Annotated in this window: 12 protein-coding genes and 1 riboswitch; of the genes, 7 read left to right on the top strand and 5 right to left on the bottom strand. The window is 39.0% G+C overall.

The window, feature by feature from the left end; translation table 11 throughout:
- Nucleotides 1-61: 61 nt before the first annotated feature.
- Nucleotides 62-1,519 (top strand): tRNA uracil 4-sulfurtransferase ThiI, encoded by a 1,458-nt coding sequence (gene thiI, locus ALFOR1_RS12675; protein ID WP_104643172.1) that lies wholly within the window; start codon nucleotides 62-64, stop codon nucleotides 1,517-1,519.
- Nucleotides 1,520-1,530: 11 nt separating this feature from the next.
- On the opposite strand, the gene ALFOR1_RS12670 is transcribed toward thiI, so the two are convergent.
- Nucleotides 1,531-2,460, bottom strand: coding sequence for a ketopantoate reductase family protein (locus ALFOR1_RS12670; RefSeq protein WP_104643171.1), 930 nt, complete (start codon nucleotides 2,458-2,460; stop codon nucleotides 1,531-1,533).
- Nucleotides 2,453-2,806, bottom strand: a complete 354-nt coding sequence (locus ALFOR1_RS12665) for a VanZ family protein (protein WP_058548655.1) — start codon at nucleotides 2,804-2,806, stop codon at nucleotides 2,453-2,455. The genes ALFOR1_RS12670 and ALFOR1_RS12665 overlap by 8 nt, the downstream gene beginning before the upstream one ends.
- A gap of 151 nt (nucleotides 2,807-2,957) precedes the next feature.
- Here ALFOR1_RS12665 and ALFOR1_RS12660 point away from each other — a divergent pair, with 151 nt between their 5' ends.
- The 3 genes from ALFOR1_RS12660 to ALFOR1_RS12650 all read left to right on the top strand — a co-directional run bounded on the left by ALFOR1_RS12660 (nucleotide 2,958) and on the right by ALFOR1_RS12650 (nucleotide 6,526).
- Nucleotides 2,958-3,440, top strand: coding sequence for a YajQ family cyclic di-GMP-binding protein (locus ALFOR1_RS12660; RefSeq protein ID WP_058548654.1), 483 nt, complete (start codon nucleotides 2,958-2,960; stop codon nucleotides 3,438-3,440).
- Between the two features lie 174 nt (nucleotides 3,441-3,614).
- Nucleotides 3,615-4,406 carry an ABC transporter substrate-binding protein gene (locus ALFOR1_RS12655; RefSeq protein WP_104643170.1) on the top strand — a complete coding sequence of 264 codons (792 nt, stop codon included), beginning with the start codon at nucleotides 3,615-3,617 and terminating at the stop codon, nucleotides 4,404-4,406.
- Nucleotides 4,407-4,492: 86 nt separating this feature from the next.
- Nucleotides 4,493-4,659, top strand: a riboswitch (cobalamin riboswitch).
- 37 nt (nucleotides 4,660-4,696) lie between these two features.
- A complete protein-coding gene (locus ALFOR1_RS12650) occupies nucleotides 4,697-6,526 on the top strand; it encodes a TonB-dependent receptor domain-containing protein (RefSeq protein WP_104643169.1) in 1,830 nt (609 codons plus the stop codon).
- A 126-nt stretch (nucleotides 6,527-6,652) separates the two neighbouring features.
- Here ALFOR1_RS12650 and msrA read toward each other — a convergent pair whose 3' ends face one another.
- The 3 genes from msrA to ALFOR1_RS12635 all read right to left on the bottom strand — a co-directional run bounded on the left by msrA (nucleotide 6,653) and on the right by ALFOR1_RS12635 (nucleotide 11,429).
- Complete coding sequence (gene msrA, locus ALFOR1_RS12645; protein WP_104643168.1) at nucleotides 6,653-7,189, bottom strand: peptide-methionine (S)-S-oxide reductase MsrA; 537 nt, start codon at nucleotides 7,187-7,189, stop codon at nucleotides 6,653-6,655.
- An 85-nt stretch (nucleotides 7,190-7,274) separates the two neighbouring features.
- The gene (locus tag ALFOR1_RS12640; RefSeq protein WP_104643167.1) at nucleotides 7,275-10,373 is read right to left on the bottom strand and encodes an efflux RND transporter permease subunit; all 3,099 of its coding nucleotides are present in this window, start codon (nucleotides 10,371-10,373) and stop codon (nucleotides 7,275-7,277) included.
- Nucleotides 10,374-10,376: 3 nt separating this feature from the next.
- Complete coding sequence (locus tag ALFOR1_RS12635) at nucleotides 10,377-11,429, bottom strand: efflux RND transporter periplasmic adaptor subunit (RefSeq protein ID WP_058548649.1); 1,053 nt, start codon at nucleotides 11,427-11,429, stop codon at nucleotides 10,377-10,379.
- 246 nt (nucleotides 11,430-11,675) lie between these two features.
- On the opposite strand from ALFOR1_RS12635, the gene ALFOR1_RS12630 reads away from it, so the two are divergent.
- From ALFOR1_RS12630 to ALFOR1_RS12620, 3 genes are all read left to right on the top strand, one after another.
- Nucleotides 11,676-12,380, top strand: coding sequence for a DUF2982 domain-containing protein (locus tag ALFOR1_RS12630; RefSeq protein ID WP_058548648.1), 705 nt, complete (start codon nucleotides 11,676-11,678; stop codon nucleotides 12,378-12,380).
- 21 nt (nucleotides 12,381-12,401) lie between these two features.
- Nucleotides 12,402-12,734 (top strand): hypothetical protein, encoded by a 333-nt coding sequence (locus ALFOR1_RS12625; RefSeq protein WP_058548647.1) that lies wholly within the window; start codon nucleotides 12,402-12,404, stop codon nucleotides 12,732-12,734.
- A 68-nt stretch (nucleotides 12,735-12,802) separates the two neighbouring features.
- Nucleotides 12,803-14,455, top strand: a complete 1,653-nt coding sequence (locus ALFOR1_RS12620; RefSeq protein WP_058548646.1) for an Lcl C-terminal domain-containing protein — start codon at nucleotides 12,803-12,805, stop codon at nucleotides 14,453-14,455.
- The last annotated feature ends 5 nt before the right edge of the window (nucleotides 14,456-14,460 follow it).

Genomic DNA, 14,460 nt, shown 5'->3' with positions numbered 1-14,460 from the left:
TTTGATATAATCGCGCGCCCAATGCCTGGGAGCGCGAATTCCCGCAGTCTAAGAGTGAACTATGCTTAAATTTATCGTCAAACTACATCCTGAAATTGCCATTAAAAGCCGTTCGGTACGTAAACGCTTTACTAAAGTGTTAGAAAATAACATTAAAATTGTATTGCGTCGTGTTGACGAAAAAGTACAAGTAAGAAACAACTGGGATAACATTTCAGTCGTTACTAAATTGGTTGATGCACAAACGCGCTTAGACTTTATTGACAGCCTGCAGCGTATTCCTGGAATTGTGCAATTTATTGAAGTAACCGAAACAGACTTCACTACACTTGACGATATTTATAAAAAAACGATTGATCTAGTAGGGCATACGATTGTTGGCAAAACATTTTGTGTACGCGCTAAACGTATCGGGCAACACGATTTTACTTCAACAGATTTAGAGCGTTACGTAGGTGGTGGTTTAAACCAGCACGTAGAAGGTGCACGCGTTAAGTTAAGCCGCCCTGAAGTAACTATTCGCTTAGAAGTAAAAGACGATAAAGCTTACATAGTAACGCAAACACATTTTGGTATGGCTGGTTTCCCACTGCCAACTCAAGAAGACGTGCTTTCGCTTATGTCGGGTGGTTTTGACTCTGGTGTAGCTAGTTATCAAATGATCCGTAAAGGCGCTCGTACGCACTTTTTATTCTTCAATTTAGGTGGCGCAGCTCACGAAATTGGTGTTAAACAAGCAAGTTACTATTTATGGAAAAAGTTTAGCTCTACCCATAAAGTTAAGTTTGTAACTGTTGATTTTGAACCCGTAGTCGCAGAGATTTTAGAAAACGTTGAAAACAGCCAAATGGGTGTTGTACTAAAACGCATGATGATGCGTGCAGGTAGCCAAGTTGCTGAAAAGCTAAACATTCAAGCACTTGTAACTGGTGAAAGTATTGGTCAGGTTTCAAGCCAAACACTAGCTAATTTAAGCGTGATTGACCGCGTAACCGAAACGCTTATTTTACGCCCGCTTATTCAGCACGATAAGCAAGAAATTATTAATATTGCCCGCCAAATTGGTACCGCAGAAATGGCCGAAACGATGCCAGAGTACTGTGGAGTAATTTCTAAAAAGCCAACGGTTAAAGCTAAAATTGATGTTATTAAAGGCGAAGAAGAAAAGTTCGACTTTGATGTACTAAATACCGTAGTAGAAAATGCCCGCATTATGGATGTACGCGACATTGACGTAGAAGCTAAGCAAGAGTTAAAAGAAGCTGAGTCGGTTGCTGATTTACCAGCTGGCGCAGTGGTTGTTGATATTCGCTCACCTGAAGAAGAAGATGCAGCACCACTAGAGGTTGATGGCATTGAAGTGGTGCATTTACCGTTTTTCCGTTTAGCGACTAAGTTTGGTGATTTACCAAAAGATAAAGATTATTACTTATATTGCGAAAGAGGTGTGATGAGCCAGTTACAAGCGCTTATTTTACATGAGCAAGGCTTTGATACAGTTAAAGTTTATCGCCCGTAAGTAATCAAAATTTAGGTTAAGTATTTATATAAGCGTGGTTTAAACCACGCTTTTTTTGCCTCAATTTTAGCAAGTAGTTCATTATTATAAGGTGTTTTAATATTATAAAGTTTGCCTTGCTGACGAATATACCCACAAATGGCTGCAATTTCGGTCGTTCTGTTATGAACAACATCTTGCTGCATAGATGAGTAATTATCGCAGGTTAGCTCCATTATTTTATAAGCGGTGTTTAATGCTTTAATTAAAGGAATATCAAGCCCTTGGGCTTTTGCTATATTACATGCCTCATTAAGTGCGCTAAAAATTATTGCGTTATATTTAGGAGAGCGTAGCTCACCATTTTTAATATTGTTTAAGGCGCTAAGAGGGTTAATCGCAATGTTTACAAGCAGTTTTTCAAAGCGAAGCTGATGAATATTATCAGTCCATTTAATGTTAGGTACTGCTTTTAAAGCCTCTGCGGTAACTTCGTTATTTTGAAGTGCGAGGCTGTTACAACCGCCAACCACACTTTGTCCTTCGCCTGTATGTTGCACAATATACAGGTTAGATTTATACCCTGCCATGCTAGTGGTTAAAAAGTAGAGTGCTTGGGTGCTATTAAGCTGATCATTTATCTCGTCAACATTTCCCATTCCATTATGCGAAAGAACGACAGAGCAACCTTTAGGTAAAAAAGGTTTTACTTGAGCAAAGGCATCGGGTACCTGAAAGGCTTTAACCGTAAATAATACAAGATCAAATTCGTTGTTTTTATTTAGCTGATTTAAAGAAATAAACTGTGCGTTAATTTTTTTAGACGCATTATTACCACGGCTATAAAAACGTGTGTTCGTAGAGGCTTTACGAGTTAATACCGTTACATGATTTGATGCGCTTAAAAAGTGGCTCAGTAATAAGCCTATAGCGCCATCACCAACAATTAAAATATTAGCCATATGGGTTCTTTTTTCGGGGGGTAAAAATAACTCTAATTAAAAAGTAGCTAGCAGCACCAGCAAAGTCAGCAAAAAAATCACCTAGTGATGCCTGTCTGTAGGGAAGGGCGTCTTGCATTATTTCTATAGATGCACCGTATCCAGCCAGTAGCATTATTTGTGCATACAAAGGAAGCTTAAACGCTTTATCCATTATGATAGCTAGTACGAAAAAAATCCCGAAATGGGCGACTTTATCAACATGGGGGAATAAATTTACAACTCCGCCTTTTACTTCCTTGGCAAATAAAAAGGTAAAAGCCACTATGCTGATTAAAAAAATTGCTTGATAAACACGCCTTGTCACGACAAATCCTAAAATCGCTTAAAAAAGAGTCGCAAGTATATCAAACTAAATTAGTATCGCACCTGAACAGCATGCAGAAAAATGTAAAGATTTATAATTTTAGCGTTATAATTGCCGCATAAAATTAAGATTAAATAGTTAGGAGAAACCAATGCCTTCATTTGATATTGTATCTGAAGTGGAAATGAACGAAGCTAAAAACGCGGTTGATAACGCAAATCGCGAGTTAGAAACGCGCTTTGACTTTAGAGGCGTAGACGCTTCAATCGAATTAAACGACAAAACAATTAAACTAAAAGCAGAAGCTGACTCACAAGTTATGCAATTGTTTGATATTTTAGCCAGTAAAATATCAAAGCGCGGTATGGATGTAGCGAGTTTAGAGCTGCAAGATATTACGCGTGCAGGCAAAAATGTTTTTCGTAACGTTGGCCTTAAACAAGGTATTGAAAAAGACATGGCTAAAAAAGTAGTTAAAGCCATTAAAGATTCTAAAGTAAAAGTACAAGCAGCTATTCAAGGTGAAGAAGTACGTGTTACAGGTAAAAAGCGTGACGATCTACAAGAAGCTATGCAGGTAGTTCGCAGCGCGGACTTAGGCCAGCCTTTTCAGTTTAAAAACTTCCGCGATTAATTATTTATAGTAGGGCTAGTTATAAATAATACCTCTTCAACCTGCGCTTAATAATATAAGCTCAGGTTGAGCTATTTTTAAGCGCTGTTAGCACCCTTAATAAATCAAACTATGTTTAATAATTAAGCTACTATACTTATACTCTTATTAAATATTTTTGTTTTAGGTGTATTAATGAATCGCTACCAACTTTTAGTTTTTATTACTTTTGTATTTTTTAGTTGCTCAAGCACAAGTAAAGCAATAGATATAAATGTATTAGTAGAAGATGGTTATTTTCCTATAGTCATTAATGCCCAAAAACAGCAGGGCTTAGCCCCTGAGTTTATTAAAGTATTAAACAATACCCAAAGTGAATATAACTTTATACTCAATTCATTACCTGTAAAAAGGTTGACCAAATCAGTAGAGCAAAACAGATTTGATGTTTTATTTTTAATGGCGCAGCAATGGATCCCTCTATCAGTGCGAGAAAATATTACCCAAAGCAAATTTTATGTTATTACTAAAAATGAATTATATGCACTTAAAGAAAACGCCAAAGATCAAACCTACTTTGATGACTTACAATCATTAACTAAAGCCGGTGTACTTGGTTACTCTTATCACTTTGCAGGGTTTAATACCGACGCGTATTACTTAAGTGAAGAGCATAATGTTAGCCTCACAGTTGACGAGTTCAATGTAGTAAAAATGCTGTTATTGCAGCGCGCAGATGTCGGTGTTTTAAATAATATTGCTTATCAATATTTTAAAAATAAAAAAATATTCGATATGAGTTTGTTATATAAAAGCGAAAAACCAGACGCGGTGTTCGACACTCACTTTTTAGTAAGCCCTAAGCAAAGCAAAATATCTGCATCTAAAATAGATTCAATTCTTAACTCAGCAGCTACAAAGCCCCATATTATAAAGTTACTAAATAAATACTCAGCACCATCTAGCTTTGATAATACACCAGAGTAATTAGGTTTTAGCTGTATAGACGTCCGTTGACATTTGTAAACAAAGTACTCACAATAGCCGCATATTTTTAAGGTGCTTGCTTAGTGCTCATGCATTGGTTTTAAGGTATTGAAACTAACAGCAAGATAATCGGGAAGTTGGTGCGTATTTATGACAAAAGCAATCCCAACACTGCCCCCGCAACGGTAAAGTATTAACACTTTTTTAAAGGTGTTTACTGAGTCCGGAGACCGGCCTTAAAGTAATCTTACTTACTTAAATCTTTGCGGTGGGCAAAGATAGGGACCATCATGTTAAATAAAACAACACTTGGCGTTGCAATTACTGCTGCGCTGTCATTTTCTGTGTCTGCTACAGATAATTCAATCGAAAAGATAACTGTTACTGCTAATAAATTTGAGCAATCAATTAATGATGTTTTAGCAAGCGTAAATGTTATTGACCGCGCCGAAATAGATGCAAGCAACGTGCGTGACTTACCAACGCTATTAAGTAAACAAGTTGGCTTTCAAATTAATCCTAACGGTGGCTTTGGCCAAAATTCTGGCGTGTCTTTACGTGGTACGGGTTCTGGCGATACGTTAATTTTAATCGATGGCGTACGGACGGGTTCGGCAACGCTTGGTCAAAAAGCGCTAAGTAATGTTCCTTTAAATAGTATTGAGCGTATCGAAATTATTAAAGGCTCACGTGCTGCTGTTTATGGCTCAGATGCTCTTGCGGGTGTTATTAATATTATTACGCGTGAAGCTGATAATTTATCTTTAGATGCTACTTTTGGCTCAGACGCATACCAAAACTATCAAGTTGCGGGCTCTGTTAAATCGGCTGAGGTAACCACCGCTTTTAATGCGGGTTATGAAAAAACAGATGGCTTTGACGCATTGCAAGGTGTGGCACCCGATGAAGATGGCTATGAAAATAAAAACCTTGGTTTTAAAGTAAATTACTCCGACGCACATTACGGCGACTTTAAGTTACTAGGTCAATACAACGAAGGTTACGCAGATTACGATAGTCGCTTTAGCCCTGCAACAAGTACTGTAGAGGTTAATGACTTTAAAAACTATCAGTTATCAGCGCTTTGGAATAAAAATTATACCAACCAATCGCACAGTATTGATGTTGCAATTTCAACAGATGACTCTGATAACACGTATGTTAATTTCTCTACGGGCTTGCCAATCACAAGCACGTTTATAACTAAACGTACACAAATTGATTATAACGGCCAATATACAGTTTCTAGTGACGTTAATATTAGTGGTGGTGTTAACTGGTATAACGATGATGTGTCGCACAGCTCTGAGGTATTTGTTGAAGATAACCGTGACGTACTTGCTGTGTTTGTAGGTGCTTATTACGATACCGACACAGTACTGGCTAATTTAACTTTTCGCCAAGATGATGACGAGCAGTTTGGTGACGAAACAACTTACACTGCTGCCGCGGGTTACCATTTATCTAAAGATTCAACATTTCGTATAAGCCAAAGTACAGGTTTTAAAGCGCCTACCTTTAACGATTTATACTATCCTAATTTTGGTAATCCTGATCTGCAGCCTGAAAAGTCTTTAAACCGTGAACTTGGCGTAAATGTTAACTTTGATGCTGCACAAGTTGATGTCGCTATTTTTAGAAACGACATTGAAGATAAAATTGATTACGATGCAAATTTTGCTTTAGCTAACATTAACGAAGCACGCTATGAAGGGGTTGAGTTTAGCCTTTCTCAGCAGTTTTATGGTTTTGATAGCAATATTAACTTTGCTTACTTAAGTGCAGAAAACAAAGAAACAGGCGCAGAATTACGTAACGTTGCTAAACGTACATTCAACTGGGAAGTAGCAAAACAGTTTGGTGCATTTGATGCAACACTAGATATGCAATACCGTAGTGACCGAGAAGGCGCAGTAACGCGTTTAGGTTCTTACACACTTTGGAACTTAGCGGGTAATTACCAAGTAAATGAGCACATTGAAGTATCTCTTCGTGTAGAAAATTTATTTGATAAAGAATACAACGCGGTTGATTCAAATGCTGATTTTACAACGGGCGAAGTGTATTACTACAACACACCAGAGCGTCGCTTCTTTGCAGGCGCAAGCTACCAGTTTTAGTCGTCTTTAATAACCTTTTCTAGTTAAAGGTTTATTAAGTTGAGCTGAAAATACAAAAGCCCGATTTAAATCGGGCTTTTTAATGTGTAGCTAAATTTAACTACTTAAATTAACTGCTTAAATTAGTTACTCAGTTAAAAACTCTTTAAAAACGGTTTCAAACTTGTGTAATTTAGGTGCTATTAAAATACTACAGTAACCTTGTTGTGGGTTTTCGTTGTAGTAATCTTGATGATAATGCTCTGCTGGGTAATACGTTGTAGCTGGGCTAACCTCTGTCACTATTGGCTCGCTAACGTGGTTTTGTAATTGGGCTATCATTTCATTGGTTTGTGTTAATTGCGCGTCGTCATGGTAATAGACAACGCTTCTGTATTGCGTGCCTATATCGTTACCTTGGCGATTTAATTGCGTTGCATCATGCAAAGTAAAAAACATTGCTAAAAGTCTTTCAAAGCTCACTATAGCGCTGTCAAATTCAATTTTAACAACTTCTGCATGCCCGGTAGTACCTGTACAAACTGATTGGTAAGTCGGCGTGTTTGTTTCGCCGCCAGTGTAACCAGAACTTACGTTTAATACGCCATTTACACGCCTAAATGCAGCATCTATACACCAAAAACAGCCGCCACCAAATGTTGTTACTTGCTTTGCTGAGCTCATAAATTATTCCTAAATGTGTATGGAGTTTAAAGGCGAGCATAAAATGAATGCGCCGTAACAACAAGGTTACGGCGCAATTAAGCGGTTAGATCTCTTCTAAAGGTTTATCTTGTGCTTGTTTATCAAGTTTTTGTTGTAAAAACTCAGGCGATTGTGTGTTTCGAGCTAACGCATAATACGCAGCAGGTACAACAAAAAGCGTCAGCAAGGTAGAGACTATAACGCCTGTAAATACAACAACACCAATTACCATGCGGCTTTCAGCACCAGGACCTGAGGCAAGTACTAAAGGTACCGAACTCATAACCGTGGTCAGCGAGGTCATAATAATAGGGCGTAAGCGCTGAGTTGCTGCCTGCAAAATAGCTTCGCTAAATTCAACGCCTTTATCACGTAGCTGGTTAGTAAACTCAACGATTAAAATACCGTTTTTAGCGCTTAAACCTATGAGCATGACAATACCAATTTGGCTGTAAATATTGAGCGTAAGGCCAGTAGACCATAAACCAAACATAGCGCCCATTAAGCCAAGCGGTACAGTTAGCATAATTACAAACGGGTGCATAAAGCTTTCAAATTGCGCTGCCAGTACTAAAAAAGTAACCGTAAGAGCAAGTATAAATACATAGGTCATCGCAGATGCACCTTCGTAATAAAGCTGAGATTCGCCTTTATAATCTACAGCACCATCAATATCGTTTTCCTGCGCGGCTACTTCATTCAAAAAGTTAAGCGCTTGCTCAAGCGTATAGCCATCAGCTAAGTTAGCGCTTAGCGTTATAGCGCGCATACGATTATAACGATTTAATCGCGATGCTGTGGCTTCTTCTTTTAAGCTGATAAGGCTGTCTAGCGGTACTAGCTCACCGCTTCGCGATTTAAGGTATATGTTTGAAATATCAGTAGGGTTAGCAAAATCGGCTTTTGTACCTTTTAAAATTACATCGTACTCTTCACCACGGTCAATAAAGGTAGTTACGCGGCGCTGACCCAACATTGTTTCAAGAGTTGTGCCCACATCTGATACCGACACACCTAAATCAGCCGCTTTGTTTTTATCTATGCTAACTAAAAACTGTGGGAAGGTTTCTTTATAATCATGGTCGATTCTTACAAGGCCTGGGTTTTGCTCGGCACGTTTTATTATGCGGTCGCGCCAATCGGCTAGTTGTGCGTAATCGTTACCTTGCAATACAAACTCAATAGGGCGAGATGAGCCACCACCGCCAATACCGCGGCGCATAATGGCAAAGGCACGTACATCGGTAACTTCTTGCATTTTACCGCTTATTTCATCCATTACTTCCCACGTAGAGCGTTTACGCTTATCCCAATCGGCCATACCTACAATTGCCACGCCGCCGCTACCGCCCCAACCAGGCACTCGAACAAGCACACGGCTAAGCTCACCTGCTTGCGAATAGGGCATTAAGCGCTCTTCAATTTTTGCCATGTTGGCGGCATTATTTTCGTAGCTTGCGCCTTCTGGACCACTCATCATAATAAAGAATGTACCACGGTCTTCTTTTGGCGTTAGCTCAGAGGGGACTTGTAAAAATAGCGAATAACTAACAAAGCCAGCAAGTAATAAGCTCACCATTAATCCCCATTTACGGGTTATATTGGTAGATAAGGACTTACGATAGCTTGATTCTATTTTAGTAAACTGACGGTCCATCCACAGGCTAAACTTGTTTGGTTTGTCAGATACTTTAAGTACTTTAGAGCAAAGGGCAGGAGCAAGCGTTAGCGCGGTAACGCTTGAGAAAAATACGGCAGCACTTACAGCCATTGCAAACTCTGTAAATAAGGCGCCTATACGGCCATCCATAAATACAAGCGGCACAAATACCGATATAAGCACTAGTGTGGTTGCTACAATTGCAAAACCTACTTCACGTGCGCCCCTAAATGCGGCTAACAACGGTGGCTCACCCAGCTCTATACGGCGGTGAATGTTTTCAAGCATTACAATGGCGTCATCTACGACTAAACCAATAGCCAATACTAATGCCAATAACGTTAATAGGTTGATTGAGTAACCCATAGCAAGTAAAAACATAAAGCTACCAACCAGTGCTACGGGTACAGTTACTGCCGGGATAAGCGTTGCTCGTATATTGCCTAAAAACAAAAATATAACCAGTACAACTAGCCCCATAGATATTGCTAGAGTGCTGTAAACTTCACTAATTGACTCTTTAATAAACACAGAGGAGTCGTAGCTGTCTTGAATAGTAGTACCTTCAGGTAGGTTTCGTTTTATTTTTTCAAGTTCGCTGCGGGCATTGTCTACCACGGTTAACGTGTTTGCTTTAGCTTGCTTAACAATGCCTAAACCAATCATGTTACGGCCATTACCACGGAACAAACTTTCATCGTCAGCAGCTTCTAGCTGAACGTCGGCAACTTCACCTAAACGTACTAAATAGCCTTCTTCACCACGCTTTATTACTAGGTTTTTAAAATCGCGTTGATCTTTATAGCTTCGGGCTGTACGTACAGTAAAGTCACGATCTATCGACTCAATTTCACCCGCTGGTAGCTCAACGTTTTCTGTACGTAGCGTATTTTCTATATCACTTGATGTAATTCCACGGGCAGCCATGGCTTGGCGATTTAGCCAAATTTTCATCGCGTATTGGCGCTCTCCGCCAATACGTACGTTTGATACACCATCAACGACGGCCAAACGGTCAACAGTAAAACGCTGAGCGTAATCAGATAGTTGCAACGAATCCATTGTTTCGCTGTTTAGTACAAACCACGCAATAGGGCTTTCATCACTATTTGATTTAGATATTTCAGGTGGGCGTACTTGATCAGGTAAGCTATCTAGAGCGCGAGCAACTCGCTCTCGTACATCGTTAGATGCAGCGTCTATGTCGCGGTTAATATTAAACTCAATAGTAATGTTTGAACGTCCATTACGACTTGATGAGTTAATACTTTTAATACCTTCAATACCTGATATACGATTTTCAATTATTTGCGTTATTTTGGTTTCTATAATCTCAGCAGACGCGCCAGTGTACTCAGTACTTATATTTACTATAGGCGTTTCAATATCTGGGTATTCTCGAAGTGGCAGCATAGTAAAAGCAACCAAACCAAAAGTAAGCAGTAGTAAATTAATTACAATGGCAAAAACAGGGCGTTTAACGCTAGTATCTGTAATCTTCACGTATTACCCCTTTATGCTTACTTTGCTACCAGAGCGAATTTTTATTAGCCCTTCAGTAACAATTTGCTCGCCATCGGTTAAGCCTTCATCAATAGCAACCCAACCATTGTTTCTGCCGGCAACATGTACTTCAATTCGGTTAGCTACACCATCAGTAATTTGAAATACAAAATGTTTATCTTGAAGTGGGATCACGGCTTTTTCAGGCACCATTAATGCCTGATTACTACTTAGCTCCAGAGCCGTGTTTAATAACATGCCAGGGCGAAGTAATCCTGATTTATTAGCAAAGCTTGCAGTAACTTCAACGCTGCGAGTTACAGAGTCGATACGCGAGCTAATATGCGTTACTTTGCCGTTAAACGTTTGCCCTGGGTAGGCGTCGTTTTGAGTTAATACCTTCATACCTATAGCTAGCTGAGATAAGTATTTTTCAGGCACTTTAAAATCAACTTTAATAATACTAATATCATCAAGTGTTGTGATAATGGTTGTATTACTTACGTATGCACCTACTGATATTTCTCGTTTACCTAGTAGACCAGAAAAAGGCGCAGTAATCGTCATTTCGTTTAGCTTTGTTTTTGCGCTTTCTAGTTGAGCCTCTGTTGCATCAACACGCGAAAGTTGCTCCTCTAGTAGTGACTTTGCTGTTGATTGCGTACGTGAAAGCTCAGTAAGGCGGTCTAGCTGGCGCTTTTCTTCACGCAGGTTTATGCCTAGTTCTTTAACCGCTAGTTGTTCTTGCTGGCTTTGTAGTTGAACTAATTTTTGACCTTTACTGACTAAGTCGCCATCTTTAAAGTATATATCTGTGACATAGTCGTTTTGTGCACTTTTAATATAAATTGCTTGGTTTGCGCGGGCACTACCAATGGCTTCTATCATTACTGCGTTTTCTTGAGAGGTAACCGTGTGAGCTGTTACTTGGGTCGACATTTGCGATAAATCGGCCTGTTCACCGTGGCTAGCGGGTAAATATAAGTAAACGCTAAATATTAAAAGTAGTGTAATGATAAATGGAAAGAGAGCTTTACCTGATTGTCTTGAGTACATTGATTTCATACCTGAAAATGAATTGTAAGTATTGTACGAAATAAGACCGGGAAAAGGCGGTTATGTATCTCATAAATTTGTGCGTTAAGCGTAAAAGTAAATAAGATTTATTCATTGTTCCTATTTTGTTGAGGAAAAGCGGTAAATGTATGAAATTTAAAACCACCTGTAGTTTTTGTTTAACCACAAGAAAGGTCATACTTTGGGCCGTTATTATGTTTGTATTTTATATGGTGTTTTATCAATATGGATAAACTTAACAAAGCGGTTAAATATCGTGCTCAAGGAGCTCGCTATGCAATAGAAATACTTATTGTTGGGGCGGTAGGCCTTGCCTTTATCATGCTGTTTAACTTATTGCGGCCGGGTGAAATTAGCATACTAGAAATATTTTTAGTAAGTTTGTGTATAGCCGCTATTTTTGTTGGTTTTTTAAAAACTCAAGAGCCTTATTACAGTCTAGTTTTAAGTGAGTCTGAATTAATTTATTGCCACAAATATGGCGCGTGGAGCATGTCTTGGAGTAATTTTCATCACAGTGGGATCCCCAAAGTAGAAGATGGGCTTGATCACCTAGAGCTTAATGCTGTGGGTGTTAAATTAAACGACATAGATGAGTTTTTAACAAGTATTGCACCGCGAATTGCAGGGAAACTATTAATAGAACAGCGCAACTTATTTATGCAAGTTGTTCAAAAACATTGCAAAAATGGCAATTGCCCATCAGAATGGTTAATAGAAGATACACATTACACTTCCTTAAAAGGAAAGAGCTATACTGGACTTATAGCTATGTTTGCTAATAGAACTAAGCACCTTCAACTGTTAACAGGTTACGACTTATTGTTACCTGCCAGTGTATTAGATAGAGATATTTGGGCATTTAGTGCTAACTTAAATAAGTGGAAGCGCCAGCCCAGTCAGTTTATAGCGTCGCAAATTAATAATTAAATTGCGGCTGTAGGAAAGAAGATGAGCCAAGACAGAGCCTTTTTAAAAAGTGGTCGAAATACCATAATACATAAAGACAAAAAACTTGATTTAGTGGTAGTTAACTCTGAGATCCACCCTAAAATAAAAGTAACTCAAAATGGCCTAGAACCATTTAAAGAAGAGTTACCTAAAAATCGACGTGACGCAAAAGACCGTTACCTAGAAATGGTTTACGTTAGCAGTGCAGATGTTTTTGGTGAAGAAAAGCAACTGCTTTTTATTCAGGCTTTGGATGGTCGAGAGTACAAGGTAGATTACAGTAAAATAGGTACAAAGTTGTTTGTGCGTATCCATCAAGATACTTATATGTAGCTATTTAATGGCATCTTTATTGCTTGTGATTACACTATAGTAATTATTTGACATAAAAGGTGCTACGTATGAAAGCGTTTGCTTTAATCCCTCTCATTTCTTGCGGTTTGCTGAGTGCGTGTGGAGGCGGTGGTGGTAGCGACGATACCGGTATAGAGTCATCAGTGAATGCCGGAACTGACTTACAAATTATCGAAAAAAGTGAATTTACCATTACTGCACAAGGCTCTCCTGCAGACGGTACATTTACTTGGCAACAAGTAAGTGGCCCAAGTTTAGATGGATTCCCACTTGATGGTGCAGAGCAAACCCTTACAGCACCAGATGTTAAAGCTGACAGCGAAATAATTTTAAGAGTTAGCTATCAAAGTACTGGAAGCAGTGCTGTTAGTGATGATATTACAATTTCTGTTAGTTCTAATAATCAGCTACCTCTTGTGGTAGTAACGCAAACCTTACCCGAAACACTTCCCTCTGTTTATAAAGATACAATTACCTTAAGTGCTCTTGAATCAACAGATCCTGATGACAATGGCCAAATAGATACTTATTTTTGGGAACAGTTATCAGGCTTAGATCTTGATATTACAAGCTTTGATGAGTCAACGCTGAGCTTCTCTCATCCGTTACTTGAAAGCAATACCAATTTATCTTGGAAATTAACAATTACTGACGATGAAGGTGGGCAAGCAAGTACGCAATATGATATGACACTTAATAAAACTAATGAGCTGGTGGATGCTAATGCTGGGGATGATCAAACTGTAGAAGAGTTTGAATTAGTTACCCTAGATGCAACAGGCAGTGAAACAGTCACGGATACTTATGAGTGTACCTGGCAACAACTTACCGGTAATGCCGAAACGCTTAGTAGCGCGAGCCAATGTACAACAACATTTACTGCATCTGATGTAGATACAGATACTACTTTAAGCTTTGAGGTGACAGTAACAGATTCAAAAGGGCGTACCGATACAGATTCTTTATTTGTTGATGTTACACCTAAAGCGCTGGGACTTATAAACGACAGCGGTGTAGGTGAGTGCTATAACAATACTCAACGAATAAACTGCGCAAGTGATGACTTTCCTGAGCAAGATGCTGAGCTTGGCCGCGATAGTTACGCAAATAGATTAGATAAAGTAGGTAAAGGTAATCTGGCATTTGATTATACTAAGTTAAACAAGTTTGCCGATGAAGTTGCAGATGATAGCAGTGACTTTACCTGTATTCGCGATAATGTGACTGGCTTAGTGTGGGAAGTAAAAAGTGCTCCTTCAGGTACTGTGCCAGACACCTCATTGCGAGATGGGCAAAATCATTACTTTTGGGATATAGGAGAGACTACTTTTACAGATACAAGTACTGCAAATAGCACGTGTCCTAACGATACAAGTTGTGGAGTTCAAAGTTATATAAACGAAGTGAACGACTTAGATTTTTGTGGTGGTACTAATTGGCGTTTACCAACGTACACTGAGCTTTTAGGTTTAATTGATTATGGCAAGCAAGGGCAAAGAGTATTGATCGACGAATCGTTATTTCCTTATATTCCTCAAGCGGGCGAGATAGAAGATGTAGATTTACCTTATTGGACCTCGCAAACAGCCGCCGATGGTACTAGTTTATCGCAAGCTTATATTATCGATATGAGTAGCGGGAATGACCTTGCTTACCCTAAAGAAAACACCGCTTATGTACGCCTAGTTAGAAGCCGTTAGGAGAA

The sequence above is a fragment of the Pseudoalteromonas carrageenovora IAM 12662 genome (assembly GCF_900239935.1).
GTDB classification, from domain to species: domain Bacteria; phylum Pseudomonadota; class Gammaproteobacteria; order Enterobacterales; family Alteromonadaceae; genus Pseudoalteromonas; species Pseudoalteromonas carrageenovora.
Note: the sequence above shows the minus strand (reverse complement) of the source record. Positions and strands in the feature narration are given on the sequence as shown.